Raw genomic sequence first — 25428 nt, forward strand, 5'->3', positions numbered from 1 at the left:
GGTGTTCTCCAAGCCTTATATTATTATGCTTTCGAATCCGCTGCGGCCGGGGCCTGATAGCCACCGCCCAGCGCGCGGATCAGTCCTATCTTCGCCTGCAGTAAATTGCTGCTGGCATTCAACTCCGCCTGTTGCTGCTGTAATAGCTGCGTTTGGCTGGTCAACAGATCGTCGCGCCCGATAATCCCTGCCTGGTAACGGGCGTTGGCGACCTGGTACACCTGTTGCATCGACTGGGCCGCGGACGCCGCCTGCAGCTGCTGTTGCGCAGAACTCTGCTGGATGGTGATGGCGTCAGCGGTTTCCTGTACCGCATTCAGGATGGTTTGGTTGTAGGATTCCACCGCTTCGTCATACAACGCGGATTCCTCGCCCAGCTTGCTGCGCAGCGCCCCGGCGTGGAAGATCGGCAGCGAGATCGCCGGCATCACGTTCCAGGCCTGGCTGGCCGCTTCAAACAGATTCGGGCTGGTGCCACTGGTATTGGTGGTCATCAGGCCGGCGAAGGCTGAAATGGTCAGGCTGGGATAAAACTCTTTACGCGCGGCGCTGACGCGCTGGCTGTAAGATTCCACCAGCTGGCGTTGCGCGGCGATGTCCGGACGTTTACCCAGCAGATCCGCCGTCAGCTCGCCCTGCGGCGCCATCAGGTTGTCTGCGGGCAACGGCACCTGACGCAGGTGCTGCATGGCGTTCGGCCCCTGGCCCGCCAACGCGGCAAGCTGGTGTCTGAGCTGTTCGATTTGCGACTGCAGCTGCAGGATCTGCTGCTTGGCGACGTCGGACTGCGCCTGGGTCTGTTGCGGCACATCGACGCCGGTCAGCCCGGCCTGATAGCGCTGTTGGCGCAGCGCGGTCAGGCGCTCATTGTTGTTTACTTCCTGCTGCAGCAGCTTCTCGAGCGCCAGATTGCTCTGCAGCTGGTAGTAGGCGGACGCCACCGAGCTGGTCAGCGTCAGCGCCGCCTGTTCCTGCTCGGCGCGCGCGGCGTTGACCTGCGCCTTGGCGGCGTTCACCTGGTTGCGGTATTTGCCCCACCAGTCGAACTCGTACGCCAGGTTCAACCCCAGCGAGTTGGAGCTTTCGTAGATCGGCTTATGCGGATACCCCAGCCCCATATTGACGTTTTGCGGCACGCGCTGGCGCTGGGTGCTGGCGTTCAGATCCAGGTTCGGCCCGTTGGCGGCGCTGGCTTCACCCACCACGCTCTGTGCTTCGCGCACGCGGGCGGCGGCTTGACGCAGGGTCGGCGAGCTTTGCAGCGTCTGCGTCATCAGGGTATCCAACTGCGGATCCTTGAGGGCGCGCCACCACTGCGGGCTGACGGCCAGCGAACTGACTTTCGGCTGAGCCAACTGCAGGCTCTGCGGATCCATCAGCGTGGATTGCGGGGCAATATTATCGGTCGAAGCACACCCGGCCAGCAGTAACACGGCGAACAGCGGGGTGAATCTCCAGTGAAATGGGGATCGCATAAGTAGGTACCTGAACAGAAATTGTGAATTAGGGTAACTGTTCTGTGATTTCCATTTGATCCAGACGTGCCAGCAATTTGCGCGTCAGCTGTTCCAGCTGTTTTTGCTCATCGTCGGTCAATGTGGACCACAGGAAATGCAGACATTGATGCTGCGGCGGCAGCAGTTGACTGAGAAATTCTTCCCCCTGCGGCGTCAGGTGCAGATGCAGGCAGCGGCGATCGTTGTCGCTTTCCCGGCGCTCGATCCAGCCGCGTTTTTCCAGCTCGTCGGCGATGCGGGTCGCATTGGTGCGCGAGGAGCCTAAGGCAGAGCTTAGCTCAGAAGGTTGGATGCTGTGGCTTTCCTGCGCATCCAGGGTAATCAGCGCCATAAACAGTGTTTCGTTAATCCCCTGCGCTTTGAGCATCTTATTGCGGTTTTCCAGCAGCTTGCCTTGCATGTGCATGCACAGGCGGGTCAGCAGGATTTCCTGATAAGGGAAATCTTTCTGCCGCGTGGCGCGGAAATTCAGCATTTGTTCTATGGGGGCAAACGAGCTTTCCATAATTTAGGGCCTCATTAATTTCGTTCGAGATAGTAACGACGGTGACAAATAATGTAAATGTTCAGCCGTGCGGATAATTTAGCAATTCGTGTCATTTGTCAGTGTTTGTAAAGATGTGGCGCCTGAAAACGCCAGTGTGAAGCCAAACGATCGGGAGCGGCGTCAGCCCGCGCCGAAAATCATTAACAGCTTTAATGTGATGCCAAAGGCCGTTGCGCCGAGCAGCGTCGACAGAATGATGCTTTTGCTGCGGTAGAAGCACAGCGCCAGCGCGGCGAACCCCACCAACGTCGGCAGCAGTTTGTCCGGCTCGCGCATCACCACCGGCGTGCTGGAGACCACCAGCAGGGCGCAGATCGAGGCGATGCCGATGCTGTCGAGCAGCAGGGCGGCTTTACCGCGTTTGAGGCCGGGCTGGGCGCGCGCCGGCGCCAGCCGCAGCGGCAGATAACGGAACAGGTAATTGGCGCAGCCCACCACCAGGCCGATCACCAGCACATCAGTGTTCATGGCTGGCCTCCGCAGGGGCAGGTTGGAACAGAGCGGCGACGCAACCGGCGCCGATGCCGGCCAAAATGGCGACCGGGATGGAGAACAGCACCACGCCGAGCAGCGCGCCGGCCAATGAGGCAGCGATGGTCAGGCTCTGCGGACGCCGGAAGGCGGCCAACAGGAAGCTGAGAAACAGCGCCGGCAGCATGAAGGCCAGCGAGGCCTCGATCACCGGGAACTGCTCCAACGGGCCGTTGCCGAACAGCGCGCCGAGCGCGGTGCCGGCCACCCAGGAGAGCCAGGAACAGAGCGCGATGCCCAGCATCCAGTTTTCGCTCCAGCTGCGGTTATTGCGCATCAGCCTGGCGGTGGCGGCGGCGAAGACCTCATCGGTCAGACCAAAGGCCCACATCGCCGTTTTACCGGGCGACATGCGCGAGACGATACGATGACGCAGCGCCGGGCCGTACAGCAGGTGGCGCACGTCCATCGCCATCACCGTCAATGCGGAGACCCACAGCGACATCCCGGCGCTCAGCAGGGCGGTGATCACGAACTGGCTGGCGCCGGCGTAGATGATGCAGGAGAAGAAAATGCTTTCCAGCGGGGAAAAACCCAGTTTGACGGCGCTGAGGCCGAAGGCGAACGCCACCGGGACATACCCGATGACGATCGGCAAACTGTCGACGACGCCGTTGGCGAAGGTGGCGCTGACGGCGGGCGGATTGAGGCTGTCTGCAGCTTGGCTTTGCATGATTGTGGATCGCAGGGTAGATAGGACTTCAATAGTTTATGCCCAGAACATTACCAGAGAGTAAGTAATGTTTATACCCTGTACCGCTAATAAATTTCTTTAGTGACTATTTGCACGATAATCAGATTGGCGCGGGCCCCTGCGGATCGTGGTGCTTGCCGAGCCACCAGGTCAGCAGGTTGAGCAGGCATAACACCCCGCCGGCGGCGGCCACGCCGTACCAACCGGCATGTTGATAGGCCGAGGCGGAGAGCAGTGAACCGAGAGCGCCGCCGATAAAGTAGCTGGTCATGTAGCCGGCGGTCAGGCGGTTGCGCGCGTCCGGCATGATGCGGTACATCACGCTCTGGTTGGTGACGTGCACCGCCTGCACCGCCAGATCGAGGATCAGGATGCCGGCGATCAGCGCCCACAGCGATTGTTTGGCGAACGCGATAGGGATCCAGGACAGCAGCAGCAACACCAGGCCGACGGTGGTGGTCAGCCCGGCCTTGCCTTTGTCCGCCAGATGCCCGGCGCGCGAAGCGGCCAGCGCCCCGGCGGCGCCCACCAGGCCGAACAGCCCGATCACTCCCTCGGAATAGTTGAACGGCGGCGCGGCGAGCAGAAAGGCCATTGAGGTCCAGAGCACGCTGAAGTTGGCGAACGACAGGGCGCCGAGGATGGCGCGGGTGCGCAGCAGCGGCGTGCGGCAGAACAGGCTGAAGATCGAGGCCAGCAGCTGCGGGTAGTTCAGCCCGGAGTGTTGCTTATAGCGCGGCAGCGCGCGCCACAGGATCAGCGCCATCAGGATCATCAGCACGCTGGCGACCCAGTAGATGGTGCGCCAGCCGCCGAACGACGCCAGTGCGCCCGCGACGGTTCGCGCCAGCAGGATGCCGAGCAGCAGGCCGCTCATGATGATGCCGACGGTCTTGCCGCGCTTTTCCGGGTGGGCCAGCGTGGCGGCCAGGGGCACCAGGATCTGCGCCACTACCGAGAACAGCCCGGTGAGCGCGGTGCCGAGGATCATCATCGGCAGCGTGGCGGAGGTGGCGGTGATCAGCATGCCGCCGGCGGCCAGCAGCGTCATGAAGACGATCAGGCTGCGGCGTTCGAACATGTCGCCGAGCGGCACCAGCAGCAGCAGGCCGGTGGCGTAACCGAGTTGCGCGGCGGTGACGATAAAGCCGGCCTGGTTGACCGACAGGTTGAAACTGGTGGCGATGGTTTCCAGCAGCGGTTGCGCGTAGTAGTTGCTGGCGACCGCCAGGCCGGTGGCGATGGCAATCAGCACGGTCAGCGCCGGGCTGAGGCCCGGATGGGCGTTTTGTGGGTTCATGATTTTTTCATCACGGGAAGAAGATAGCGCGCAGTATCCGGCAACGCGTCTGCGGAAACCAATGTATAATTTTCATTTGATTTATCTCATTTCAAGATAGATGCCATGAACCTGAAACAGATCCGCTACGCGCTGGCGGTGGCAGAAGAACAGAGTTTCACCCGGGCGGCGCAGCGCTGCCATACGGTGCAGTCGGCGCTCAGCCACCAGATCGCCAAACTGGAAGAAGAGCTGGGCTGTACGCTGTTTGAACGCACCTCGCGCCGGGTGCGGTTGACCCCCGCCGGCCAGGCTTTCATTCCGTCGGCGCAGCGACTGTTGGCGGCGCAGCAGGCGCTGGTGGAGGAGGTGACCGCCGCTGGCGATGCGGTGTCCGGCACCCTGACCATCGGCACGATTTCAACCATAAACGCGATTGATCTGACCGAAAAGCTCGACAAGTTTCATCGCCACTATCCGGCGGTGAACATCCGCCTGTACGTTGGCATGAGCGAAGCCCTGCTGGAGGATGTGCGTCAGCAGAAGTGCGATATGGCGTTCGTCGGCATTTGGCCCGGCGATGTCGATTTACTGCCGATGTCGCACCGGCAGTTGACCGATGAGCCACTGGTGGCGCTGGTGGCGCCGCAGCACCCGCTGGCCAACCGCGAGCGGGTAAACCTGCAAGCGCTGGCGGAAGTACCGCTGGTGGATTTCTACAGCGGCACCGGCGCGCGGCGCCAAACCGACCGCGCCTTTCAGGCGGCGGGCATCCGCCGACACGTCAGTTTTGAAATCGATCATATCGAATGGCTGGAGAATCTGGTGCGGCGCGGGTTGGCGGCGGGCATCGTACCTGTCTCGACCGCGCAACGCTTAAGCGCGCTGGTGTCGATTCCGATTGAAGACGGGCCGCGGCGCCAGGTGTATTGCATCTGGCCGCAGCCCTTGTCGAACGCCGCCGCACGTTTTTTACAGTTCAGCGGCATCGATATGGCGGGGTAGGGGCGCGGCAAAGGCGGCGCCCCTGAACGGTTACGACTTCGCCGCTGCGGCGGCGGTTTTCACCCAGCCGTCGAAGGTCGCCTGGTGCGCCTTGATCCAGCCGTTAACGTGGTTCTGGATATCGGCTTCCGAAGCCTGGCCTTCATGCATGCGCAGGTTTTGCGCGTTGATGTCGGCGATCGGCAGCTTCATGATGGCGAACAGCTTGGCGGCCGCCGGGTTGGCTTCGGCCCACTGCTTGTTGGCGGCGATGCGCATGGTGTTGACCGGGAAGCCGTAGTTGGCGCCGTTAGGCAGCTTGGTATCGACGTTCTTCTGCTCGCCCGGCAAGGAAGAGAACGGTACCTGCAGCCAGACCACGTCGCGGCCCGGCACCATCACATCGCTGACCCAGTACGGCGTCCAGGTGTAATACAGCACCGGTTTGCCCTCTTTGTAGCGGGTGATGGTGTCGGCGATCATCGCCGCGTAGTTGCCCTGGTTGTGTTCGACGGTGTTGCTCAGGCCATAGGCCTTGATGTGATGGTTGATCACCGCTTCGCAGCCCCAGCCCGGGGTGCAGCCGGTCAGATCGGCCTTGCCGTCGCCGTTGGTGTCGAACAGCTTGGCGATCTTGGGATCCTTGAGCTGCTCGACGTTGGTGATGTGGTATTGCTCAGCGGTTTTCTTGTCGATCAGGTAGCCCTGCGCGGCGCCGTTGACGTAGACGCCTTCGCGGTAGAACTTGGCGTCGCCGCCGGCGGCCTTGTACTGATCGGCGTGCAGCGGATCCCAGTTGACCGCGATAAAGGTCGCATCGCCGGAGGCGATCGAGGTGTAGGCGACGTTGTAATCCACTTCACGCGGTTCTTTCACGTCATAACCCAATTTTTCCAGCGCTTTGCTGACCAGCAGCGTCTGGAACGTCTCTTCGGATATGGTGCTTTGCACCGGCTGTACCGCGATCCCCTTGCCGGGTAAATCTGCCGCGCTCACGCTCTGTGAGCCAATCAGCGTCGTCAGGGCGAGAGCCCAGATGCCCGTGGTGCGCATAGTGTTTCCCCTCTTTCGATGTGGTGGTGTCATAGCCCGCCGGGGCCGCAGCCGCCGGCGGGAAAAGCGTCAGGCTTGCTTGATGAACGGGCGAGTCAGCAGCCCGATAGGGCCGCGGCGATACCAGCGGCCGATGCCTTTACTGCGGCGATCGCGACCCAGCGATTGGGTGAGGCGATCGAGAATGATCGCCAGGATCACGATGCCGACCCCGCCGACGGCGGCCAGGCCCATGTCCAGCCGACCGATGCCGCGCAGCACCATCTGGCCCAAACCGCCGACGGCGATCATCGAGGCGATGACCACCATCGACAGCGCCAGCATCAGCGTCTGATTCACGCCGGCCATGATGGTCGGCATCGCCAGCGGCAACTGCACCTTGAACAGCAGCTGGCGCGGGCTGGCGCCGAAGGATTCGGCGGCCTCGATCAGATCCTCCGGCACCTGTTTGATGCCCAGAATGGTCAGACGCACGATCGGCGGCAGCGCGAAGATGATGGTGACCACCACGCCCGGCACGTTGCCGATGCCGAACAGCATGACGATCGGCACCAGGTAGACGAAGGCCGGGGTGGTTTGCATCGCGTCGAGCAGCGGTCTAATCACCTTGGCGGCGTGCTTGCTGCGCGCCAGCCAGATGCCGAGCGGCAGGCCGATAAGGATGCAGAAGAACAGCGCGGTCAGCACCAGCGCCAGCGTGACCATCGCCTGCGACCAGGCGCCAATGGCGCCGATGGCGATCAGGGAGAGCAGCGTCGCGGCGCCCATGCCGAGGCCCGAGATCTGCCAGGCGAGCAGCGAGAACACCAGAATGGCGATCGGCGCCGGCATGCCCAGCAACAATTGCTGGAAGCCGCTCAGGATCATGTCCACCGGCACGCGGATGCCCTGGAACAGCGGGCGGAAGTGCAGCACCAGCCAGTCGATGCCTTGCGTGACCCAGGTGTCGAACGGCACCCAGGCTTTGTGGAACGGATCGAGCAGGCTGAAGTGCTCCGGCTGCGCCGGGGCGCCGCTGAGCCAATCGGCGCTTTGCCCGGCGGCGTCATGAGCGGCCGGCGGCGGCGCGCTGGACCAGGCGTCGCCGGCGTTGGCGGCGGCATCGCTGGCAGGTGCGGAGCCGGTATCGGCCGCTGCGGTAGCCCAGGGATCTTGGGTTTGCGTGGTATCACTCATTGGTTGAGCCCTCCTTGTCCAACGCCTGCAGCAGCATGGCCTTGGAGATGATGCCGAGATAGTTATGTTCTTCGCTCACCACCGGCACCGCGCACGGCGCCTGGGCGACCAGGGAAATCAGATCGCTGAGCGGTGTGTCGGCCGGCACGGCGGCGGGGGCCTCGAGCAGGGCATCGTCCAGCGTTTGATTGGCGGACAGCGCTTTTTTCAGCGACTCTATCGACACCACGCCGATAAATTTCTTCCCGCGTTCAACAACATAACCATAATCACGGTCCTCATCGCGCAGCAGCTGCAGCGCCGAGCGAGGGCCAAAACCGGGGGTTTTGCGGATCAGCGTCACCGGGCGCCGTTGGGCGATATCCTTGGCGCTGAACACATGACTGATGTCCACGCCGCGGAAGAAGGTGCGCACATAGTCGTTGGCCGGGTTGTTCAGGATCTCGTCCGGCGTGCCGACCTGGATCACCTCACCGCCCTGCATGATGGCGATGCGATCGCCGATGCGCATCGCTTCGTCCAGATCGTGGGAGATAAACACGATGGTGCGCTGATGCTGAGCTTGTAATTTCACCAGCTCATCCTGCATTTCGGTGCGAATTAACGGATCGAGCGCCGAGAAGGCTTCGTCCATCAATAATATATCCGGGTTATTGGCCATGGCGCGGGCTAATCCTACGCGCTGGCGCATACCGCCGGATAATTCATCCGGATAAGACAGCGCATAATTCTCCAGCCCGACCTGACGCAGGGCATCCAGCGCTTTTTCCTGGCGTTCCTGCAGCGGTATTCCGGCTAATTCCATGCCAAAGGCGGTATTATTCAGAACATTCATGTGCGGCATTAGCGCGAATGACTGAAATACCATGCTGATCTTATTTCGCCGCACGGTGCGCAGCGCGGTGTCGGATATTTTGGCGATGTCCTCACCGTCGATCAGCACCTGACCGCGGGTGGGTTCTATCAGACGATTGAGAAGGCGTACCAGGGTGGACTTGCCGGAACCGGAGAGCCCCATGATGACAAATATCTCGCCTTCTTCAATGGCCAGAGTGGCGTCTTTTACGCCGAGCGATAAGCCGGTTTTTTCAAACAGCCGATCTTTTGTCAGACCTTTATCCAGCAGTTTGAATGCGCGCTCCGGGTGCTCGCCAAATATCTTATACAGGTTCTTTACTTCGAGTTTAATTGCCATGCAATTTGCTGTTTCCTCTGGTTTAATTAACGCGTTATGGGCTGTCCTTAGCAAAATAAAAGAGCTTTTTACCCTAACACAGTGAATATCTGAGACAACCCTCAATGTCATTTAAATGGGATATTAGTGGTTTACATCAAGGTTTTAATTAGTTATGGTAATTTGGCCCGTGACTCAAAATTGACGGCCATTATTCGGCATAATGGTTTGGTTTTTGGGAAAATAATACGGTGTGGCGCAGAGAGATATTTGGGCGCCGCGCCTGCCGTTCGGATAATAAAAAACCCGACCAGAGGCCGGGCAAAAGTCATCAGTATTTCATCAGTTTTAACGACAGGTGCCGATATCGAGGGGGATATCGTCGAGCGTCATGTTATCGCCTTAGTATGACAGCCAGATGGCAGCCTCAGGCCTTGCGGTACAGCCGCCGCGGATGGCCGATATTGCCGTACAGCATCTCCACCCGCACGAACTGGGTGGCGACGCAATACTCCAGATAACGGCGGGCGGTGGTCTTGCTGATGCCGACTTGCTCAACCACGTCTTCCACCGCATGCGCCACCGCCGGCTGGGCGATAAACAGCGCCTGCACCAGCTCGAGGGTATTGGTTTCGATGCCTTTGGCGCTCGGCTCGCTGGAGAACTGCTTCGACTGCAGGTTGTACAGCGCATCGACGTTGTCCTGATCGATGATCTTGAAGGTGCGCTGGGTCTGCACGAACTGCATGAAGCGTTCGAGCGAATTGCGCAGTCGCTTATAGGACACCGGCTTGATGATGTAATCGAAAGCGCCGTTGCGGATCGCCTGGCTGCAGGTATGCATGTCGCTGGCGGCGGTGATGAAAATCACCGAACAGGCGGGGTTCTTCACCGCCGGCTCTTCCATCAGCTCGATGCCCTGGCCGTCCGGCAGGAAGTTATCCAGCAGGATCAGCCGCGGCTGATGTGCGTTGGCTTTGGCCCGCGCTTCGGCCAGCGTGGCGGCGTAGGCCACCACCCGCAGGTTGAAATTTTTCTCGATGAACTCCGCGTGCAGCGTCGCCAGTTGCGGCTCGTCTTCCACGATCAGAACGTCCAGTGTTAGGTGTGACATAATCGGGTGCTCAAAAAATCGGGTTATGGGTTTTATTTAGGGATAAATATAGAGAATATCGCGCCGTGCGGCTCGTTGTCCGACACTTCTATGCTGCCGTGCGCCTGCGCCACATGGCTGGCGACCAGATGCAGGCCGATGCCGTGGTCGCTTTTATCCGCTTTGGTGGTGACGCCCTGTTCAAACAGCGTATCACGAATCTCCTCGGCGATGCCGGTGCCGCGATCCGCCACCTCGATCACCAGCTCGTCGCTGCCGTCGCTGATATAGAGTTCGATCGCGTCGTGCGGCGCCGGGCAGTGCAGCGTCGCTTCCACCGCATTATCCAGCAGATTGCCGACGATCGACATCAGTTCGGTCTCATTCAGCGCCGCCGGGATCTGCCGCAGCTGGCAGGCCGGATCGAAGCGCAGCTCGATGCCTTTTTCTCTGGCGCTGGAATATTTGCCCAGCAGCAGGCCGCACAGCGCCGCCGAACTGAAGCGCTGCGAGATGAAATCGAGGATCTCCTGCGCGCCCTCCGACTGGGCTTCCACATAGCGGATGGCCTCGTCGTAGCGCTGCATATGCAGCAGCCCGGCCAGCGTGGCGGTCCAGTTCAGCTGCTCGTGGCGCATGATGCGCAGATTGTCGGCATAGCGTTTCACCTGGCTGAGCTGGCTGCTCAGCGTATTGATATCGTTCTTGTCGCGGAAGCTGATCACCCAGCCTTGCAGCTCCTGCTCCTGCATGATGCGCACCCGGCTGGCGATCACCCGCACGTGGTTGAAGCGGCACACCTCGTCGTGCGTATCCTGGCCCAGTTGCGCGGCGGCGAAGAAGTCCGGCTGCGCCTGGATCACGTCGCCGATCGGCCGGCCCAGCAAGCTGGCGGCGGGCTGGTGCAGATCCAATAGCTCGCGCGCCGCATGGTTGATGGTGATGATCCGCAATTGCGGATCGATGGCGATCACGCCCTCATAAATGGCTTCCAGCAGCGCTTTTTGCTGGCGCACCAGCAGCGCGATCTCTTTCGGTTCCAGCCAGAACATCTGGCGCTTGAGATTTTTCGACAGCAGCCAGGAAAAAACGAACAGGGCGATCAGCAGCAGAACGATGGAGCCGATAATTTGCGTCAACGTCCTGGCATTTAAATTATCGATGTGCGATTTCAAATAGCCGACGGAAACGATGCCGATCACGTGATTATTTTCATCCAGGATCGGCGCCTTGCTGCGCAATGAAACGCCAATGCCGCCCTTGCGAATGGAAATAATGCTTTTCCCTTCCAGCACCTCTTTATTATCGCCGCCGATCATCGGCGTGCCCAAGCGGCCTTCGTATTCGGAATGATAAAGATGGCGGGCGTGATTATCGCCGATGACGATATAACTGGCGTCGCTGCTGGCGCGGATTTTTTTCATCAGCGCGGCAATTCTGGCGGCGTCGTGTTTTTCCACCGCGTCCACCAGCGAAGGGATAAGGGCGATTTCCCGCGCCTGCACCTGGGCGCGGGCGCCGAGATCGCGGTGCAGTTGCGCATCCAGCTGGTAATAGGTGTAGGCGCCGATACAGGTCAGCAGCAGGCAGGAGAAGGCCACCAGGCACAGAAACAGTTTGATTTGAAATGAGAGTTTGAGGCGCATGGCGGAGCTTCACCGTAAAGAGATCCTGAAGCCTTACCCTATCACGAGAAGCGGGGTCTGTAATATTGCGCCCGATCAACTTGTGATCCCTCACACGGGATTAGAGTGAACCGGACGAGAATTGTTCGCCTGCGATAAAATTGATAAGCTTTAAAATAAAAACGGTATTAACACCATTAAAACCACGTCGGTTTTTACATAATCTTAATTAACCCCATAGAAACCATAACCACCATTAAAAACCCTTTTTAACTTTGAACATAATCACAGCAGATAATCCGTGCGCTTCTCTATGATGGCTGAACAAACTAATAAGAGGCCAGATTATGAGCACAACAGATGATTCTTACCTCGTAGCCAAAGACAAGACCGCCGATATTCCTCTGCGTGAGAAATGGTGGCGGATACTGGACAATTATAAAGTAGGGATTATTCCGTTACCGTTCTTTATTCTGGCCGGCGTATTGATTCTGCTCGACTGCCTGGAAGGCAAATTGCCGAGCGATATCGTGGTGATGGTGGCCACCCTGGCGTTCTTCGGTTTCGCCTGCGGCGAATTCGGCAAACGGCTGCCGTTGATCGGCAAAATGGGCGCGGCGGCGATCTGCGCCACCTTCATTCCTTCCGCGCTGGTGCACTATGGCCTGTTGCCGGACGTGGTGGTGGAGTCGACCACCAAGTTCTACAAATCGACCAACATTCTTTATCTCTACATTTGCTGCATCATCGTCGGCAGCATCATGAGCATGAACCGCCAGGTGCTGATCCAGGGCTTCCTGCGCATCTTCATTCCGATGCTGTGCGGCGAGATCGTCGGCATGCTGGTGGGGATGGGCGTCGGCATGGCGCTGGGCCTGGAGCCGTTCCAGATCTTCTTCTTCCTGATCCTGCCGATCATGGCCGGCGGCGTGGGTGAAGGGGCGATCCCGCTGTCGATGGGCTACGCGGCGATCCTGCACATGGAGCAGGGCGTGGCGTTGGGGCGCATTCTGCCGATCGTGATGCTCGGCAGCCTGACCGCCATCGTCATCGCCGGCCTGCTCAACCAACTGGGCAAGCGTTATCCGCACCTGACCGGCGAAGGCAGCCTGATGCCGAGCAAGCAGGGCGACAGCGGCATGAACGCGGTGGAAAAAATCAGCGGCAAGGTGGACGTCAGCACCATCGCCTGCGGCGCGTTGCTGGCTATTCTGCTGTATATGGTGGGCATGCTGCTGCATCGCCTGATTGGCCTGCCGGCGCCGGTGGGCATGCTGTTCGCCGCCGTGGCGGTGAAGCTGGCGCACGGGGTATCGCCGCGAATTCAGGAAGGCTCGCAGGTGGTGTACAAATTCTTCCGCACCGCCGTGACTTATCCGATCCTGTTCGCGGTCGGGGTGGCCATCACGCCGTGGCAGGAGCTGGTGGATGCGTTCACCGTCCAGAATCTGATCGTGATCGTCACGACCGTCAGCGCGCTGGTGGCGACCGGTTTCTTCGTCGGCAAGAAAATCGGCATGCACCCTATCGACGTGGCGATTGTCTCCTGTTGCCAGAGCGGGCAGGGCGGCACCGGCGACGTCGCGATCCTCACCGCCGGCAACCGCATGTCGTTGATGCCGTTCGCCCAGATCGCTACGCGTATCGGGGGCGCTATCAACGTCTCGCTGTCGCTGCTGGTGTTGGCCAAGTTCTTCGTATAACTCCTATAAATCCTTAGCGTTACTTTGCCTTTCCCCGCCCCCGCGGGGATTTTTTTTGCCCGCGCGCCGGCCAGACGCGCGGGCAAGGGGAACGCCGGTTATGCCGCCTGTTTCATGGCGGCGTCGTACCAGGCGAAGTAGCGCTCTACGCCGCGGCGGCCGGATTCGATCAGCGCGCGTTTTTTCTCCTCGCTGATGCCGAACTCCAGCGTGCCGACGTCGAGCGTGTCGACATACACGGTGCGCTTCCAGTCGTCGCTGTCCAGATGCACCTTGGTTTGGATGTCCAGCATCACGTTGGCCACCGCCAGGGTGAAATCAAACAGGTTGTTGACCGGCGTGCGCGAGCCGGCCTGACCGGCGGCCTGGGCGATTTCACCGGCGGAGTCCAGGCGAAGGCCCAGGGTGCGGGTGTTGATGCGCTGGCTGGAGACGTCGATGTAAGGCGGCGTGGCGGAGAAGTCATAGTCGAATAGCCGCACCGGGTAGTTGTCGATCATGCCGCCATCAATGCACAGGTCGCCCAGGGTATTGTTCTTCGCCACGAAGGCGAACGGGAACGACATCGAAATGCGCAGGCCGTCCGCCACTTTCATGCGCGGCGTAGTGCGGTACGAATAAACTTCGCGTTGGCCGCTGTTGAGGTTGGCGCCGATAAAGTAAATCGACTTGAACCCTTTCGCCGCCTTCATCGCTTCGAACTGCTCGAAGGTGATATCCGGGTTGCCGGTATATTGCTTGATAATATCGCGTGACCATTGATAGAAATAATCGCCGGGCGCGATGCCGTATTGATTGAACAGGCGATAGGCGTCCTGGAGCGTACCGAAAAAGCCGCCGTTATAATCGAGGAATTTTTTAAAATCCATCGCCGACAGAATTTTGGTTACGTCCGCCGAGCTGCAGCCCAGGCCGACCAGCAGCGCGGCGATGGCGCCCGCCGAGGCGCCGGAGGTTTGCTTGATCTGCGGCATGATGCCTTTGGCTTCCAGCAATTCCAGCGCGCCGCCATAGGCGATGCCTTTTACGCCGCCGCCTTCAAAGACCAGATTTTCGAATTGATAGTTCATGATATTTCCTCACTCTTGATTTAGGGAGTAAGAAAAATAACCAAGTCGCGAACCGGAAAATATTGATTGGGGTTGTGTGAGTCGGCAAACAAAATTATTCATAATAAATATATTGTTTATATATTTATCAAAGGCATTTATTAAACAGGCGCATCGGGCTTTTTGCGTCAATACTTAGCGCTGTTCAATTCTCGCAAGGAGTCATCATGTTCTGGAAACGTTGTCTGCTGGGCGCGGCGCTGGCCGTTATGTCATTACAGGCCGGGGCCGCCGCGCCGCAGGCCAAAACCCCGACGCCGGGATTTTACCGCATCATGCTGGGCAGTTTTGAAGTGACCGCGTTATCCGACGGCATCATTCGCCTGCCGGCGGACAAACTGTTGCTGAACACCACGCCGCAGCAGATCGCCGCCGGGTTGGCCGAGCGGCATCAAAGCCTGCCGGTGGTCACCTCGGTCAATGCCTATCTGATCAATACCGGCGACAAGCTGGTGATGATCGACAGCGGCGCCGGCCAACTGCTGGGCGACGGCCTGGGCAAGCTGGTGGATAACCTGCGCGCGGCGGGCTACCAGCCGGAGCAGGTGGATGAGATCTACCTGACCCACATGCACCCGGACCACCTCGGCGGCCTGACGCACGACGGCAAGGCGGTATTCCCCAATGCGGTGGTGCGCGCCGCCAGCCAGGACGCGGAATTCTGGCTGAGCGCGGACCAACTGAAACAGGCCAGCGCAGGCAGTAAAAGCAACTTCGAACGGGCCCAGGCGGCGATCAAGCCATACCAGGCGATGGGCCACTTTAAGCCGTTCAGCGGCGACGGTGAACTGTCGCCGGGCATTGCCGCCTTCGCCGCCCACGGCCATACGCCGGGGCACAGCGTGTATCAGGTGACCAGCCAGGGCAAGAAGCTGTTGCTGTTGGGGGATCTGATCCACGTGGCGGCGGTGCAGTTGCCGCATCCGAAGGTGGCTATCAGCTTTGACAGCGACGCCAAGGCGGCTGTCGCTCAGCGGCTGCGGATATTTGGCGACAGCGCGCGGCAGAGCGAACTGGTCGGCGGCGCACACCTGTCGTTCCCGGGGTTGGGGTATCTGAACCGCCAGGGCGACGGTTACACCTGGGTGCCGTTGAACTACGGCGCGCTGTAACGCCCGCTCTCGTTATCGGTTCCGCTCGGCGAACACCCGGCTGAACCAGTCGAGAAACACGCGCACCCGCGGCGACAGCTGGCGGTTGCGCGGATAAAGCAGCGAGACCGGCATCGGAGGAGAAGGCCAATCCGGCAGCAGCGGCAACAGGCTGCCGTCGGCCAGATCGCCGCGCAGGTGATAGCGCGGCACCTGAATGATGCCCAGTCCGGCGCGGGCGGCGGCGACCAGGCTCTCCGCCGCGGTGACCGACACCGTCGCCGGCAGCGTGACGGGTTGCGCTTGTCCCGCCACCGTGAACGCCAGCGGCATCAGCGCGCCGGTCGCCGAAGAGCGAAAGCCCACCATGCGGTGATGGCGCAGATCGTCCAGGCTTTGCGGCGTGCCGAAGCGCTGCAGGTAGGCCGGGGCGGCGCAGGTCACCTCTTCCAGCTCGCCCAGGCGGCGCGCCACCATGTCGCTGTCCCGCAGTTTGCCGACGCGCACCACGCAGTCGATGCCTTCCCGCAGCGCGTCCACCAGCCGATCGCCTTCGCTCATATAAAGCTCGATATCCGGGTATTGCGCCAAAAAATCCGGCAAATCGGGCAACAGAAAATGGCGCGCCAGCGTGCCGTGCACGTCGATGCGCAGCAATCCGCGCGGTTTGGCGCCGGCGAACGCCATCTCCGCTTCTTCGATGTCCGCCAGAATGCTCAGACAACGCTGATAGTAGGCTTCGCCGTCCAGCGTCGGGCTGACGTGGCGGGTGGTGCGTTGCAGCAGCCTGACCTGCAGCCGGGCTTCGAGCTGTTTGATGGCGTCGGTCACGGTGGATCGCGGCAGGTTCAGATCCTGCGCCGCCTGGGTGAAGCTGCGTTGTTCTACCACGCGGGTGAACAGGCGCATGGCGTCGATTCTGTCCATAATTGTTCGTTTATTTCGGATAGTGATAACGAAGAATAGGGGATTATTCGCCATGCCGAAAGGTGCATGATGACTGTACATTAACCCGATGAGGAGATATCCATGAATCACGCGACTCAACGCGTCGCCATCGTCACCGGCGCATCCCGCGGCATCGGCGCGGCCATCGCCAAGCGTCTGGCCGCCGATGGCTTTACCGTCATCATCAACTATTCAGGCAATCCGGCGCCGGCCGATGAGCTGGTGGGCAAGATAGAACAGCGCGGCGGCCGCGCCTTGAGTGTCAAGGCCGACGTCAGCGATGCGGCTGCGGTCGCCCAACTGTTCGACAGCGCCGAACGGGCGTTTGGCGGCGTCGACGTGCTGGTCAATAACGCCGGGGTGATCGCGCTGGCGCCGGTGGCGGACATGCGTGATGAAGATGCGGATCGCCTGCTCGACATCAACCTGAAAGGCAGCTTCAATGCGATGCGCGAGGCGGCGAAGCGCCTGCGTGACAACGGCCGCATCATCAACTTCTCCTCCAGCGTGGTGGGGTTGCTGCAGCCGGGGTACGGCATGTATGCCGCCAGCAAGGCGGCGATCGAAGCGCTGACCAGCGTGCTGGCGAAAGAGCTGCGCGGCCGCAATATCACGGTGAACGCCGTCGCGCCGGGGCCGACCGCCACCGGCTTGTTCCTCGACGGCAAAACCCCGGAGCTTATCGAGCGGCTGGCGAAGATGGCGCCGTTGGAACGTCTGGGCACGCCGGACGATATCGCCGCGGCGGTGGCTTTCCTCGCCGGGGCAGACGGCGGCTGGATCAATGGCCAAACCCTGCGCGCCAACGGCGGCATCATCTGATTGGCGACGCGCCGCCGCAGGATCGGGTATCCTGTGGCGGAACATATCACATCAAGGGCAACGTATGGCGGGCCACACTCAGCAATCCCATCCTGGCGTCAGATCGCCCTGCGTAAGCCTGTGCCGGTTCGACGACGAAACCCAGCAGTGTCGCGGATGCCGGCGCACGCGGGCGGAGATCGCCGCCTGGCCGACCGCCAGCGACGCGGAGAAACGCGCTATTTGGCGGCGGCTTGAGCTGCGTCAATCGGTGAAATAATCCTCTGCATTATTGCGCTGTCAGACTTCATGTAGCACAATTGAGCTACATGTGATTGACCGACGTTAGGAGCGATTATGTCGACGACGACCATTCGTATTCCAGATGAGCTTAAAGCCCGAGTCGCTGTCGTCGCCGAGCAGGTAGGCGTCACGTCTCACAGCTTTATTTTGCAGGCAATAGCGGAGAAAACGCAGCAAGAAGAGTTGCGCCGTGACTTTGAGAATGAAGCGGAAAAACGCTATGCCAAGATAATTGCGACGGGAGAGACGGTCTCTTGGAAAGAGATGCGCGGTTATTTGGAAAATTACGCAGCGGGTGATACTGCCGCTGTCAAACCTCCTGTTAAAAAACTGGGACGCTGATGGCAAATGTCGAGTTGGCGCCAGAGGTCAGGGATGATATCGAACGTGTTCTCGCTCATTTGGCTCAGTATGGCGCTGCGGATTCAGGGCGGCGCATTCAGGAAATCATCCATGCAATTGCGGTATTGGAACATAATCCATTGATCGGACGGTCCCTTGGCGCAGGGCTGCGTGAATTGATTATTGGGCAGCAAGCTCGCGGTTATTTGGCGCTCTACAAATACATTCCTGATATCGATACGGCGTTTGTTCTGGCGATCCGCAGTCAGAAAGAACAAGGGTATTGAATGCACGATACCGGCCTGAAAGACCGGCATCGCTGTCATGTCCTCAGAAATCCCAGTCCTCATCCTCGGTGTTGACCGCCTTGCCGATGACGTAAGACGAACCTGAACCGGAGAAGAAGTCGTGGTTTTCGTCGGCGTTCGGCGACAGCGCCGACAGGATCGCCGGGTTGACCTCCGCCATCGCCGGCGGGAACAGCGCTTCATACCCCAGGTTCATCAGCGCCTTGTTGGCGTTGTAGTGAAGGAAGGTCTTCACGTCTTCCGTCCAGCCGACGCCGTCGTACAGCTCCTCGGTGTAACGCACCTCGTTGTCGTACAGGTCCTGCATCAGGTCGAAGGCAAAGTTTTTCACCTGCTGGCGCCGCGCGGCGTCCACTTTCTCCAGCCCTTTCTGGAACTTATAGCCGATATAGTAGCCGTGCACCGCCTCGTCGCGAATGATCAGGCGGATCAGATCGGCGGTGTTGGTCAGCTTGGCGCGGCTGGACCAGTACATCGGCAGATAAAAGCCCGAATAGAACAGGAACGACTCTAGGAACACGCTGGCGACCTTTTTCAGCAGCGGATCGTCGCTGCGGTAGTGCGCCAGAATGATGCCGGCTTTCTTCTGCAGCGCGCGGTTTTCCTCGCTCCAGCGATAGGCGTCGTCCACGTCCGGCGTTTGGCACAGGGTGGAGAAGATTGAGCTGTAAGAGCGGGCGTGCACTGCCTCCATAAAGCTGATGTTGGAGTACACCGCCTCTTCGTGCGGCGTCAGCGCATCGGCGATCAGGGCCGGCGCGCCGACGGTGTTCTGGATGGTGTCCAACAGCGTCAGCCCGGTAAATACCCGAATGGTCAGCTGCTGCTCCTTCGGCGTCAGCGTGGCCCAGGAGGGGATATCGTTGGACAGCGGCACCTTTTCCGGCAGCCAGAAGTTGGAGGTCAGGCGGTTCCATACCTCCAGATCCTTGTCGTCTTCGATGATGTTCCAGTTGATGGCGCGCACCAGCGGCGCCGATGTTACGGTCGTCATAAGTTGCCTCACAGCGCGCAGGACACGCAGCCCTGCACCTCGGTGCCTTCCAGCGCCATCTGGCGCAGGCGGATGTAGTAAATGGTCTTGATGCCTTTGCGCCAGGCGTAGATCTGCGCGCGGTTGATGTCGCGGGTGGTGGCGGTATCGCGGAAGAACAACGTCAGCGACAGCCCCTGATCGACGTGTTGCGTCGCGGCGGCATAGGTATCGATGATTTTTTCCGGGCCAATCTCGTAGGCATCCTGGTAATACGCCAGGTTGTCGTTGGTCATGTACGGCGCCGGGTAGTAAACGCGGCCGATCTTGCCTTCCTTGCGGATCTCGATGCGCGAGACGATCGGATGGATGCTGGAGGTGGCGTTGTTGATGTACGAGATGGAGCCGGTCGGCGGCACCGCCTGCAGATTCTGATTGTACAGCCCGTGCATCATCACCGACTGACGCAGCGCGCGCCAGTCGTCGCGGCCCGGAATGGCGATGCCGGCGGCGGCGAACAGCTCGCGCACCCGCTCGGTCTGCGGCAGCCAGTCGCGCTCGGTGTACTTGTCGAAGTACTCGCCGCTGGCATAGCGAGAGTGCTCAAAGCCATCAAAGGCGCCGCCGCGCTCGATCGCCAGCCGGTTAGAGGCGCGGATGGCGTGATAGGCCACGGTATAGAAATAGAGATTGGTGAAGTCGATGCCTTCTTCCGAGCCGTAGAAGATGCGCTCGCGCGCCAGGTAACCGTGCAGGTTCATCTGGCCCAGACCGATGGCGCGGGCGCTGCGGTTGCCTTCGGCGATCGACGGCACCGAGCGGATATCGCTCATGTCGGCCACCGCGGTCAGCGCGCGGATCGCGGTCTCGATCGCCTTGCCGAAGTCCGGCGCGTCCATGGTTTTGGCGATGTTCAGCGAGCCGAGGTTGCAGGAGATATCCTTGCCGATGCGATCGTAGCTCAGATCCTCGTGATAGGTGCTGGCGCGGTTGACCTGCAGGATCTCCGAACACAGGTTGCTCATGTTGATGCGCCCGGCGATCGGGTTCTCCCGGTTGACCGTGTCCTCGAACATCACGTAGGGGTAGCCGGATTCGAACTGGATCTCCGCCAGCACCTGGAAGAACTCGCGCGCGTTGATGCGCGACTTGCGGATGCGCTTGTCGTCCACCATCTCGCGGTACTTCTCGCTGACGGCAATCTCCGAAAACGGCACGCCATACACCCGTTCGACGTCGTAGGGCGAGAACAGGTACATTTCTTCGTTGTTCTTCGCCAGCTCGAAGGTGATATCCGGGATCACCACCCCCAGCGACAGCGTTTTGATGCGGATCTTCTCGTCGGCGTTTTCCCGCTTGGTATCGAGAAAACGCAGGATATCCGGGTGGTGGGCGTTGAGATACACCGCGCCGGCCCCTTGGCGCGCGCCGAGCTGGTTGGCGTAGGAGAAGGCGTCTTCGAGCATTTTCATGATCGGAATGACGCCGGAGGACTGGTTCTCGATGCGCTTGATCGGCGCGCCCACCTCGCGAATATTGCTCAGCATGAAGGCCACGCCGCCGCCGCGTTTCGACAGCTGCAGCGCGGAGTTCACCGCCCGGCCGATCGATTCCATATTGTCTTCGATGCGCAGCAGGAAGCAGGAGACCAGCTCACCGCGCTGGCGTTTGCCGCAGTTGAGGAAGGTCGGCGTGGCCGGCTGGAAGCGGCCGGAAATCATCTCTTCCACCAGATCCTGCGCCAGGGCGGTGTCGCCCGCCGCCAGCGTCAGCGCCACCATGCACACCCGGTCTTCGTAGCGTTCCAGATAGCGCTTGCCGTCGAAGGTTTTGAGCGTATAGCTGGTGTAGTACTTGAAGGCGCCGAGGAAGGTCTCGAAGCGGAATTTCTTGGCGTAGGCCTGTTGGAACAGCTGCTTGATAAACGGGAATTCGTACTGCGCCAGCACCTGCGGCTCGTAGTAGCCTTCTTCCACCAGATAGCGCAGCTTTTCCTCCAGGTTATGGAAGAACACGGTGTTTTGGTTGACGTGCTGCAGGAAGTAGTGCCGCGCCGCCAGCCGATCTTTATCGAACTGGATCCGGCCTTCCGCATCGTAAAGATTGAGCATCGCGTTGAGCGAATGGTAATCCAGCGCGCCCGTCTCGGGCCTGGTCAATTCTGTCGTTGCCAAAATGCGGTTACTCCCTGTCTAACGTTTTCAACGTCTTGCGTAGTGCCGAGCAGCTCGAAGCGGTACAAAAAAGGCACCTGGCATTTTTTGGCGATGATGTCGCCGGCGATGCCGTACGCTGCGCCGAAGTTGGTGTTCCCGGCGGCGATGACGCCGCGCAGGTATGAACGGTTTTGCGGAACGTTGAGAAAGCGGATCACCTGGATCGGCACCGCGCCGACGGCACTGCCGCCGCCATAGCTGGGTACGATCAAGATATAGGGTTGTTCCATCAGCAATTTGCTGCGGGCGCCGGCGATCGGAATGCGGATCGCCGGCAGGCCCAGTTTCTCAACGAATCGGTGGGTGTTCTCCGAACTGCTGGAGAAATAGACCAGCGGATTCATCGCCGAGCCTCAGCAGGTGAGCGCCAGCGCGCCGATTTTGTCCGGCCGGAAACCGGACCAGTGATCGTCACCGGCGATAATCACCGGAACTTGCTGATAACCTAAGGATTTAACGTGGTTCAGCGCCTGCTGATCCTGGGTGAGGTCGATCACCTGATAATCAATCCCCTGTTTATCAAATGCGCGATAGGTGGCGTTGCACTGGACACAGTCCGGCTTGCTGTAAATAATAATGCTCATGATTCGCATTTACCTTTAGGCTGAAGGAAAGGCGGACAAGTCAGATAACGGAGCATCGTTCCTGGCGTTTCTGACGGCGTTATCAACCGAACAACGGTCCCTGCGGCTGATAGATAAAATACTATATGTAGATATTTAATTTATCAACCACGCTATATATGGTGTTTTGTGGGGTTGGGTACGTAGGCCGCGTCGGGGCTGGAAAAGGCGAGGGAAAAATTTTTTCGGGTGAGAAATTCTCCTCTCTCAGTGAAGAGGGGGAGTCGAGCGCATTCTGACGCATGCTGACGGCCAGACGATTGAAGGCGCTCTCTGATTAGCGCATCGACCATCCGGCGGGGCGGGGGTTACTGTCGGGGGGCGCCAATTTCAGCCGGCGAGAGGAGGCGGAGCGGGCGGTACAGGGGCTGGCGCAGCTGTTTCGCACAAATTAAACGGCCCGCGATTTCCGCGGGCCAGACGCACATCTGTTTTATCTTTATGACTGCAGGGGTGTTAACGCCGGGCCAGCAGCACGCCGAGCACGATGCCGACGGCGGCACCGATCCCTACGCCCTGCCAAGGTTTGTCACGCACATAGCTGTCGGCTTGATCGACCGCGTCGCGCGCATGCTGTGTCAGACTGGTGGAGCCATTGAACCGCGCCCGGGCGTCGCGCAGCACGCCTTTCGCCTTGCTGTGCAGCTCTTTCAGTTCCTCTTTGGTCTTGTCACCGGACTCGCGCAACACTTCATCCAGCGTATCGGCCAACAGAGTGACGTCCTGATCGATATCGCGTTCTGTTCTTTCCGCTTTCTTAAACATTCAGCTCTCCATTTCGACACATGTCTTTCAAGTGTAGACCATGCCGAGATTTGCGTGGCCGATCACGGAAAAAAACCGCCGTCACGCAGGTGTTTGCCGGCGCCTGGGCTTTGTACATTTGGTTACTCGGCGAAACCAATCACTCACGGAAGCGGCGGTTTGATTCCACTAGTATCTGTTTCAACGGCTCCACCGGAGCTTACCGAAACAACACTCTGAGGATTTAAAGATGAAAAAAGTATTAGCGCTGATCGTTGCTGCCACTATGGGTCTGTCTTCTGTTGCTTTCGCTGCTGATACCGCAGCTACTGCTCCGGCTACCACCACCGCACCAGCTGCGACCACCACCACCGCTGCGCCAGCGGCTGCTGCTGAAAAAGCGCCAGCTAAAGCAACGCACCACAAGAAAGCCAAGCACCACAAAAAAGCGCCAGCCCAGAAAGCTCAGGCCGCTAAAAAACACCACAAAAAAGCGCCAGCTCAGAAAGCCCAGGCTGCTAAAAAACACCACAAAAAAGCGCCAGTGCAGAAAGCTCAGGCCGCTAAAAAACACCACAAAAAAGCCGGTAAAAAAGCTTAATTAAGTGATGTTTGCGGAACCGGAAGGTTCCGCACGCTCCAGTCCGTACTCCAGACACCCGGTTCTTCCGGGTGTCTTCTTTTGAGGCGACGCACGATGATCAATCGCTATCTGTTTGAAGTTATTTTCAGCGCGGTAACCCTGTGCGGGGTGATCGTCGGTTGGGAACTGTTTTTGGCCGGCAGCTTCCTGTGATCATTGCACCGCGACGGTTTCGTGCAAATGCCGCCAGCCGAGCGCGTTGGGCTGACGTTCAAATACCACCGTGGAGTAGCGCAGCGTAGCGCTTTGTCCCGGCAGACTCTGTTTTTCCCGGTAGCTGACTACCGCGCCCGTCGGCCATTCGGCCACCAGCTTCATCTCTTCTATCTCGATTTCCAAACCCGGTTTGGCGGCGCGATGCGCGTGGAAAAAAGCGCACAGCGCGGTGAAATCCAGCGGAGCGCCGTTCAGCGCGATCATGCTGAAATCCGGCGTAAAGCGCGCCAGCAGCGCCTGCTCTTCTCCGGTCCCTTTGCCCAGCCAGCGTTCAATGGCGATGTGGGCGTCGATCACTTCGGTAAAATACGGGTTCATAAAGCATCCTGTTGAGCGTTGAGTTGGCGCACGATGGCGCGGTTGGCGAGGCGCAGGCACAGCAGCAGCGGGATGAGTACGCTGGCGCCCGCCAGAATGAAGCAGGTGCGGTAAGCCGTCGCGGGCGGCAACACGGCCAGCAGCAGATTCAGCAGCAGGCTGAGCAGCGCCACGCCGAGGCAAAAACTGAGTTGGCGGTTGATATTCCACAGCGCGCTGGCGTCCGCCAGCTGAGCGTCGGGGATCTGCAGGAACGCGCTGCTCTGCGCGGTGCTACTGCACAGGCTGCCGCCGAACCCCATCAGGGCAAAGGCGGCGATCTGCAACGCGTGCTGCCCGGCCTGATCGATCTGCGCCAGCGTCAGCATGCCGACGCCTTGCAACAGACAGCCGACGATCAGCAGCGGCCGCGGGCCGAGGCGGTTAAAGGTTTTGCCGGTCAGCGTGATGGCCAGGAACGACGCCAGCGCCCAGGGCAGCATCAGGCCGCCGACCTGTGCGGCGGGCATGCCCAGCTGGTTTTGCAGATACAGCATCGCCACCAGGCTGACGCCGATGAACAGGCCGGGAATACACAAATAAACCGCCATGGCGTTGCGCAGCAGCGGATCGGCGACCAGCCGCAGGTTCAGCAGCGGCTGCGGGGTTCGCAGGCTATGGCGCAGATAAGAGGCCAGCACCAGCAGGCCGGCAGCCAGCAGCGCCGCACCGGAAACCTGATGGCCGGCTTCGCTCAGCCGGGTCAGGCCGAGCAGCAGCAGCGTCAGCGCCGCGCAGGCGCTCAGTAATCCTGTCGCGTCCAGCGGTTTGCACGCCGCCGTCGGCGCTTCCGCGCGCAGCCACAGCGCCGCCAGCGCCAGGGCCAGGGCCGCCAGCGGCAGGTTGGCGAAAAACACCCAGCGCCAGTCCAACCGATCGACGAACCAGCCGCCCAGCGCCGGTGACAGCGCCGGCGCCAGCAGCCCCACCAACATGATGGCCGCCGACAGCCCGGCGCGTTCATGGCTGCGGTACAGCTGATAGGTCAGCGTCTGGCCGATGGGGATCAGCAAGCCGCCGCCCATGCCCTGCAGGGTGCGCCAGCCGATCAGCGCGCCGATGCTGTCGGCGTTGCCTGCGCCGAGGGTGGCCAGCATGAACAGCGCCAGCGACAGCAGAAATACTCGCCGTCCGCCGATGCGCTGCGCCAGCCAGGCGCTGAGCGGGATCACCAGCGTCAGGCCGAGAATATAGCCGTTGCTGACCCACGCCAGTTGGCTGACCGATGCTCGCATCGCCTGGCCGATGGCGGGGTAGGCGACATTGGCGATAAACATATTGATCAGATCGACGAAAAAGCCGAGCAGATAGACGATTGCCACTTTGCTGCGATAAGACATGGTGCCTCCGGTTGAAGGCGAGCAGTGTATCGGGGGGA

27 protein-coding genes are annotated in these 25428 nt (G+C 60.1%); 8 read left to right on the forward strand and 19 right to left on the reverse strand.

Translation table 11 applies throughout. The features are described 5' to 3' along the window. Window positions 1-23 precede the first annotated feature (23 nt). The 5 genes from ACMGGK_RS04400 to ACMGGK_RS04420 form a co-directional block, all read right to left on the reverse strand. Complete coding sequence (locus tag ACMGGK_RS04400; RefSeq protein WP_028127520.1) at window positions 24-1475, reverse strand: efflux transporter outer membrane subunit; 1452 nt, start codon at window positions 1473-1475, stop codon at window positions 24-26. Window positions 1476-1503: 28 nt separating this feature from the next. Next, window positions 1504-2022 carry a transcriptional repressor MprA gene (gene mprA / locus ACMGGK_RS04405; protein WP_004928879.1) on the reverse strand — a complete coding sequence of 173 codons (519 nt, stop codon included), beginning with the start codon at window positions 2020-2022 and terminating at the stop codon, window positions 1504-1506. A 162-nt stretch (window positions 2023-2184) separates the two neighbouring features. Beyond that, complete coding sequence (gene ygaH / locus ACMGGK_RS04410) at window positions 2185-2532, reverse strand: L-valine transporter subunit YgaH (RefSeq protein ID WP_197817798.1); 348 nt, start codon at window positions 2530-2532, stop codon at window positions 2185-2187. After that, complete coding sequence (locus tag ACMGGK_RS04415) at window positions 2522-3268, reverse strand: AzlC family ABC transporter permease (protein ID WP_016929851.1); 747 nt, start codon at window positions 3266-3268, stop codon at window positions 2522-2524. The genes ygaH and ACMGGK_RS04415 overlap by 11 nt, the downstream gene beginning before the upstream one ends. A 121-nt stretch (window positions 3269-3389) precedes the next feature. Continuing rightward, window positions 3390-4589 carry an MFS transporter gene (locus ACMGGK_RS04420; protein WP_164053738.1) on the reverse strand — a complete coding sequence of 400 codons (1200 nt, stop codon included), beginning with the start codon at window positions 4587-4589 and terminating at the stop codon, window positions 3390-3392. 105 nt (window positions 4590-4694) lie between these two features. Between ACMGGK_RS04420 and ACMGGK_RS04425 the strand changes: the two genes are divergently transcribed. After that, on the forward strand, window positions 4695-5573 hold the full coding sequence (locus ACMGGK_RS04425; protein ID WP_016929849.1) for a LysR family transcriptional regulator: 879 nt from the start codon (window positions 4695-4697) through the stop codon (window positions 5571-5573). Window positions 5574-5603: 30 nt separating this feature from the next. Here ACMGGK_RS04425 and proX read toward each other — a convergent pair whose 3' ends face one another. From proX to ACMGGK_RS04450, 5 genes are all read right to left on the reverse strand, one after another. After that, window positions 5604-6605, reverse strand: a complete 1002-nt coding sequence (gene proX, locus ACMGGK_RS04430; RefSeq protein ID WP_016929848.1) for a glycine betaine/L-proline ABC transporter substrate-binding protein ProX — start codon at window positions 6603-6605, stop codon at window positions 5604-5606. Between the two features lie 69 nt (window positions 6606-6674). Next, the gene (gene proW / locus ACMGGK_RS04435) at window positions 6675-7781 is read right to left on the reverse strand and encodes a glycine betaine/L-proline ABC transporter permease ProW (RefSeq protein ID WP_143779232.1); all 1107 of its coding nucleotides are present in this window, start codon (window positions 7779-7781) and stop codon (window positions 6675-6677) included. Then, the gene (gene proV, locus ACMGGK_RS04440; RefSeq protein WP_016929846.1) at window positions 7774-8976 is read right to left on the reverse strand and encodes a glycine betaine/L-proline ABC transporter ATP-binding protein ProV; all 1203 of its coding nucleotides are present in this window, start codon (window positions 8974-8976) and stop codon (window positions 7774-7776) included. The genes proW and proV overlap by 8 nt, the downstream gene beginning before the upstream one ends. 406 nt (window positions 8977-9382) lie before the next feature. Further along, on the reverse strand, window positions 9383-10069 hold the full coding sequence (locus ACMGGK_RS04445) for a response regulator (RefSeq protein WP_033639541.1): 687 nt from the start codon (window positions 10067-10069) through the stop codon (window positions 9383-9385). A gap of 32 nt (window positions 10070-10101) precedes the next feature. Beyond that, window positions 10102-11694, reverse strand: a complete 1593-nt coding sequence (locus ACMGGK_RS04450) for an ATP-binding protein (protein ID WP_033639542.1) — start codon at window positions 11692-11694, stop codon at window positions 10102-10104. Window positions 11695-12020: 326 nt separating this feature from the next. On the opposite strand from ACMGGK_RS04450, the gene ACMGGK_RS04455 reads away from it, so the two are divergent. Next, window positions 12021-13376, forward strand: a complete 1356-nt coding sequence (locus ACMGGK_RS04455) for a 2-hydroxycarboxylate transporter family protein (RefSeq protein ID WP_016929843.1) — start codon at window positions 12021-12023, stop codon at window positions 13374-13376. 98 nt (window positions 13377-13474) lie between these two features. Here the strand turns inward: ACMGGK_RS04455 and ACMGGK_RS04460 are convergent, their stop codons facing one another. Further along, window positions 13475-14446 (reverse strand): patatin-like phospholipase family protein, encoded by a 972-nt coding sequence (locus ACMGGK_RS04460; protein WP_151254251.1) that lies wholly within the window; start codon window positions 14444-14446, stop codon window positions 13475-13477. A gap of 206 nt (window positions 14447-14652) precedes the next feature. Here ACMGGK_RS04460 and ACMGGK_RS04465 point away from each other — a divergent pair, with 206 nt between their 5' ends. Beyond that, window positions 14653-15597, forward strand: coding sequence for an MBL fold metallo-hydrolase (locus tag ACMGGK_RS04465; RefSeq protein ID WP_110147328.1), 945 nt, complete (start codon window positions 14653-14655; stop codon window positions 15595-15597). A gap of 12 nt (window positions 15598-15609) precedes the next feature. Here the strand turns inward: ACMGGK_RS04465 and ACMGGK_RS04470 are convergent, their stop codons facing one another. Further along, on the reverse strand, window positions 15610-16503 hold the full coding sequence (locus ACMGGK_RS04470) for a LysR family transcriptional regulator (protein WP_048795850.1): 894 nt from the start codon (window positions 16501-16503) through the stop codon (window positions 15610-15612). Between the two features lie 102 nt (window positions 16504-16605). On the opposite strand from ACMGGK_RS04470, the gene ACMGGK_RS04475 reads away from it, so the two are divergent. The 4 genes from ACMGGK_RS04475 to ACMGGK_RS04490 all read left to right on the forward strand — a co-directional run bounded on the left by ACMGGK_RS04475 (window position 16606) and on the right by ACMGGK_RS04490 (window position 18257). Beyond that, window positions 16606-17346 carry an SDR family oxidoreductase gene (locus ACMGGK_RS04475; protein WP_049300416.1) on the forward strand — a complete coding sequence of 247 codons (741 nt, stop codon included), beginning with the start codon at window positions 16606-16608 and terminating at the stop codon, window positions 17344-17346. A 64-nt stretch (window positions 17347-17410) separates the two neighbouring features. Continuing rightward, window positions 17411-17605, forward strand: coding sequence for a DUF1289 domain-containing protein (locus tag ACMGGK_RS04480; protein WP_420276714.1), 195 nt, complete (start codon window positions 17411-17413; stop codon window positions 17603-17605). Between the two features lie 77 nt (window positions 17606-17682). Next, entirely contained in the window at window positions 17683-17970 is a 288-nt protein-coding gene (locus ACMGGK_RS04485; RefSeq protein WP_016929838.1) for a CopG family ribbon-helix-helix protein, read from the forward strand. Continuing rightward, complete coding sequence (locus ACMGGK_RS04490; protein ID WP_028127519.1) at window positions 17970-18257, forward strand: type II toxin-antitoxin system RelE/ParE family toxin; 288 nt, start codon at window positions 17970-17972, stop codon at window positions 18255-18257. The genes ACMGGK_RS04485 and ACMGGK_RS04490 overlap by 1 nt, the downstream gene beginning before the upstream one ends. Window positions 18258-18300: 43 nt before the next feature. Here the strand turns inward: ACMGGK_RS04490 and nrdF are convergent, their stop codons facing one another. From nrdF to ACMGGK_RS04515, 5 genes are all read right to left on the reverse strand, one after another. Beyond that, entirely contained in the window at window positions 18301-19272 is a 972-nt protein-coding gene (gene nrdF / locus ACMGGK_RS04495) for a class 1b ribonucleoside-diphosphate reductase subunit beta (RefSeq protein ID WP_033639549.1), read from the reverse strand. An 8-nt stretch (window positions 19273-19280) separates the two neighbouring features. Continuing rightward, window positions 19281-21425, reverse strand: coding sequence for a class 1b ribonucleoside-diphosphate reductase subunit alpha (gene nrdE, locus ACMGGK_RS04500; RefSeq protein ID WP_072009650.1), 2145 nt, complete (start codon window positions 21423-21425; stop codon window positions 19281-19283). Beyond that, window positions 21407-21811: a class Ib ribonucleoside-diphosphate reductase assembly flavoprotein NrdI gene (nrdI, locus tag ACMGGK_RS04505; protein ID WP_004928930.1), complete on the reverse strand. Its 405-nt coding sequence runs from the start codon at window positions 21809-21811 to the stop codon at window positions 21407-21409. Before nrdI ends, nrdE begins: the two co-directional genes overlap by 19 nt. A 9-nt stretch (window positions 21812-21820) precedes the next feature. Then, on the reverse strand, window positions 21821-22051 hold the full coding sequence (gene nrdH / locus ACMGGK_RS04510; RefSeq protein ID WP_004928934.1) for a glutaredoxin-like protein NrdH: 231 nt from the start codon (window positions 22049-22051) through the stop codon (window positions 21821-21823). Between the two features lie 495 nt (window positions 22052-22546). Continuing rightward, entirely contained in the window at window positions 22547-22855 is a 309-nt protein-coding gene (locus tag ACMGGK_RS04515; RefSeq protein WP_004928950.1) for a DUF883 family protein, read from the reverse strand. 229 nt (window positions 22856-23084) lie between these two features. Here ACMGGK_RS04515 and asr point away from each other — a divergent pair, with 229 nt between their 5' ends. Further along, a complete protein-coding gene (asr, locus tag ACMGGK_RS04520; RefSeq protein ID WP_004928953.1) occupies window positions 23085-23435 on the forward strand; it encodes an acid resistance repetitive basic protein Asr in 351 nt (116 codons plus the stop codon). Between the two features lie 195 nt (window positions 23436-23630). On the opposite strand, the gene ACMGGK_RS04525 is transcribed toward asr, so the two are convergent. Next, window positions 23631-24011 (reverse strand): DUF4440 domain-containing protein, encoded by a 381-nt coding sequence (locus ACMGGK_RS04525; RefSeq protein WP_151254252.1) that lies wholly within the window; start codon window positions 24009-24011, stop codon window positions 23631-23633. Further along, window positions 24008-25390: an MFS transporter gene (locus tag ACMGGK_RS04530; RefSeq protein ID WP_197766435.1), complete on the reverse strand. Its 1383-nt coding sequence runs from the start codon at window positions 25388-25390 to the stop codon at window positions 24008-24010. Before ACMGGK_RS04530 ends, ACMGGK_RS04525 begins: the two co-directional genes overlap by 4 nt. Between the last annotated feature and the right edge of the window lie 38 nt (window positions 25391-25428).

The organism is Serratia sp. BNK-33-b, from assembly GCF_048684565.1.
GTDB lineage: Bacteria > Pseudomonadota > Gammaproteobacteria > Enterobacterales > Enterobacteriaceae > Serratia > Serratia marcescens.

Excerpts from the sequence above, each read along its gene's own strand:
- ACMGGK_RS04400 (WP_028127520.1), bottom strand. The coding sequence starts at position 1,475 with ATGCGATCCCCATTTCACTGGAGATTCACCCCGCTGTTCGCCGTGTTA.
- mprA (WP_004928879.1), bottom strand. The coding sequence starts at position 2,022 with ATGGAAAGCTCGTTTGCCCCCATAGAACAAATGCTGAATTTCCGCGCC.
- ygaH (WP_197817798.1), bottom strand. The coding sequence starts at position 2,532 with ATGAACACTGATGTGCTGGTGATCGGCCTGGTGGTGGGCTGCGCCAAT.
- ACMGGK_RS04415 (WP_016929851.1), bottom strand. The coding sequence starts at position 3,268 with ATGCAAAGCCAAGCTGCAGACAGCCTCAATCCGCCCGCCGTCAGCGCC.
- ACMGGK_RS04420 (WP_164053738.1), bottom strand. The coding sequence starts at position 4,589 with ATGAACCCACAAAACGCCCATCCGGGCCTCAGCCCGGCGCTGACCGTG.
- ACMGGK_RS04425 (WP_016929849.1), top strand. The coding sequence starts at position 4,695 with ATGAACCTGAAACAGATCCGCTACGCGCTGGCGGTGGCAGAAGAACAG.
- proX (WP_016929848.1), bottom strand. The coding sequence starts at position 6,605 with ATGCGCACCACGGGCATCTGGGCTCTCGCCCTGACGACGCTGATTGGC.
- proW (WP_143779232.1), bottom strand. The coding sequence starts at position 7,781 with ATGAGTGATACCACGCAAACCCAAGATCCCTGGGCTACCGCAGCGGCC.
- proV (WP_016929846.1), bottom strand. The coding sequence starts at position 8,976 with ATGGCAATTAAACTCGAAGTAAAGAACCTGTATAAGATATTTGGCGAG.
- ACMGGK_RS04445 (WP_033639541.1), bottom strand. The coding sequence starts at position 10,069 with ATGTCACACCTAACACTGGACGTTCTGATCGTGGAAGACGAGCCGCAA.
- ACMGGK_RS04450 (WP_033639542.1), bottom strand. The coding sequence starts at position 11,694 with ATGCGCCTCAAACTCTCATTTCAAATCAAACTGTTTCTGTGCCTGGTG.
- ACMGGK_RS04455 (WP_016929843.1), top strand. The coding sequence starts at position 12,021 with ATGAGCACAACAGATGATTCTTACCTCGTAGCCAAAGACAAGACCGCC.
- ACMGGK_RS04460 (WP_151254251.1), bottom strand. The coding sequence starts at position 14,446 with ATGAACTATCAATTCGAAAATCTGGTCTTTGAAGGCGGCGGCGTAAAA.
- ACMGGK_RS04465 (WP_110147328.1), top strand. The coding sequence starts at position 14,653 with ATGTTCTGGAAACGTTGTCTGCTGGGCGCGGCGCTGGCCGTTATGTCA.
- ACMGGK_RS04470 (WP_048795850.1), bottom strand. The coding sequence starts at position 16,503 with ATGGACAGAATCGACGCCATGCGCCTGTTCACCCGCGTGGTAGAACAA.
- ACMGGK_RS04475 (WP_049300416.1), top strand. The coding sequence starts at position 16,606 with ATGAATCACGCGACTCAACGCGTCGCCATCGTCACCGGCGCATCCCGC.
- ACMGGK_RS04480 (WP_420276714.1), top strand. The coding sequence starts at position 17,411 with ATGGCGGGCCACACTCAGCAATCCCATCCTGGCGTCAGATCGCCCTGC.
- ACMGGK_RS04485 (WP_016929838.1), top strand. The coding sequence starts at position 17,683 with ATGTCGACGACGACCATTCGTATTCCAGATGAGCTTAAAGCCCGAGTC.
- ACMGGK_RS04490 (WP_028127519.1), top strand. The coding sequence starts at position 17,970 with ATGGCAAATGTCGAGTTGGCGCCAGAGGTCAGGGATGATATCGAACGT.
- nrdF (WP_033639549.1), bottom strand. The coding sequence starts at position 19,272 with ATGACGACCGTAACATCGGCGCCGCTGGTGCGCGCCATCAACTGGAAC.
- nrdI (WP_004928930.1), bottom strand. The coding sequence starts at position 21,811 with ATGAATCCGCTGGTCTATTTCTCCAGCAGTTCGGAGAACACCCACCGA.
- nrdH (WP_004928934.1), bottom strand. The coding sequence starts at position 22,051 with ATGAGCATTATTATTTACAGCAAGCCGGACTGTGTCCAGTGCAACGCC.
- ACMGGK_RS04515 (WP_004928950.1), bottom strand. The coding sequence starts at position 22,855 with ATGTTTAAGAAAGCGGAAAGAACAGAACGCGATATCGATCAGGACGTC.
- asr (WP_004928953.1), top strand. The coding sequence starts at position 23,085 with ATGAAAAAAGTATTAGCGCTGATCGTTGCTGCCACTATGGGTCTGTCT.
- ACMGGK_RS04525 (WP_151254252.1), bottom strand. The coding sequence starts at position 24,011 with ATGAACCCGTATTTTACCGAAGTGATCGACGCCCACATCGCCATTGAA.
- ACMGGK_RS04530 (WP_197766435.1), bottom strand. The coding sequence starts at position 25,390 with ATGTCTTATCGCAGCAAAGTGGCAATCGTCTATCTGCTCGGCTTTTTC.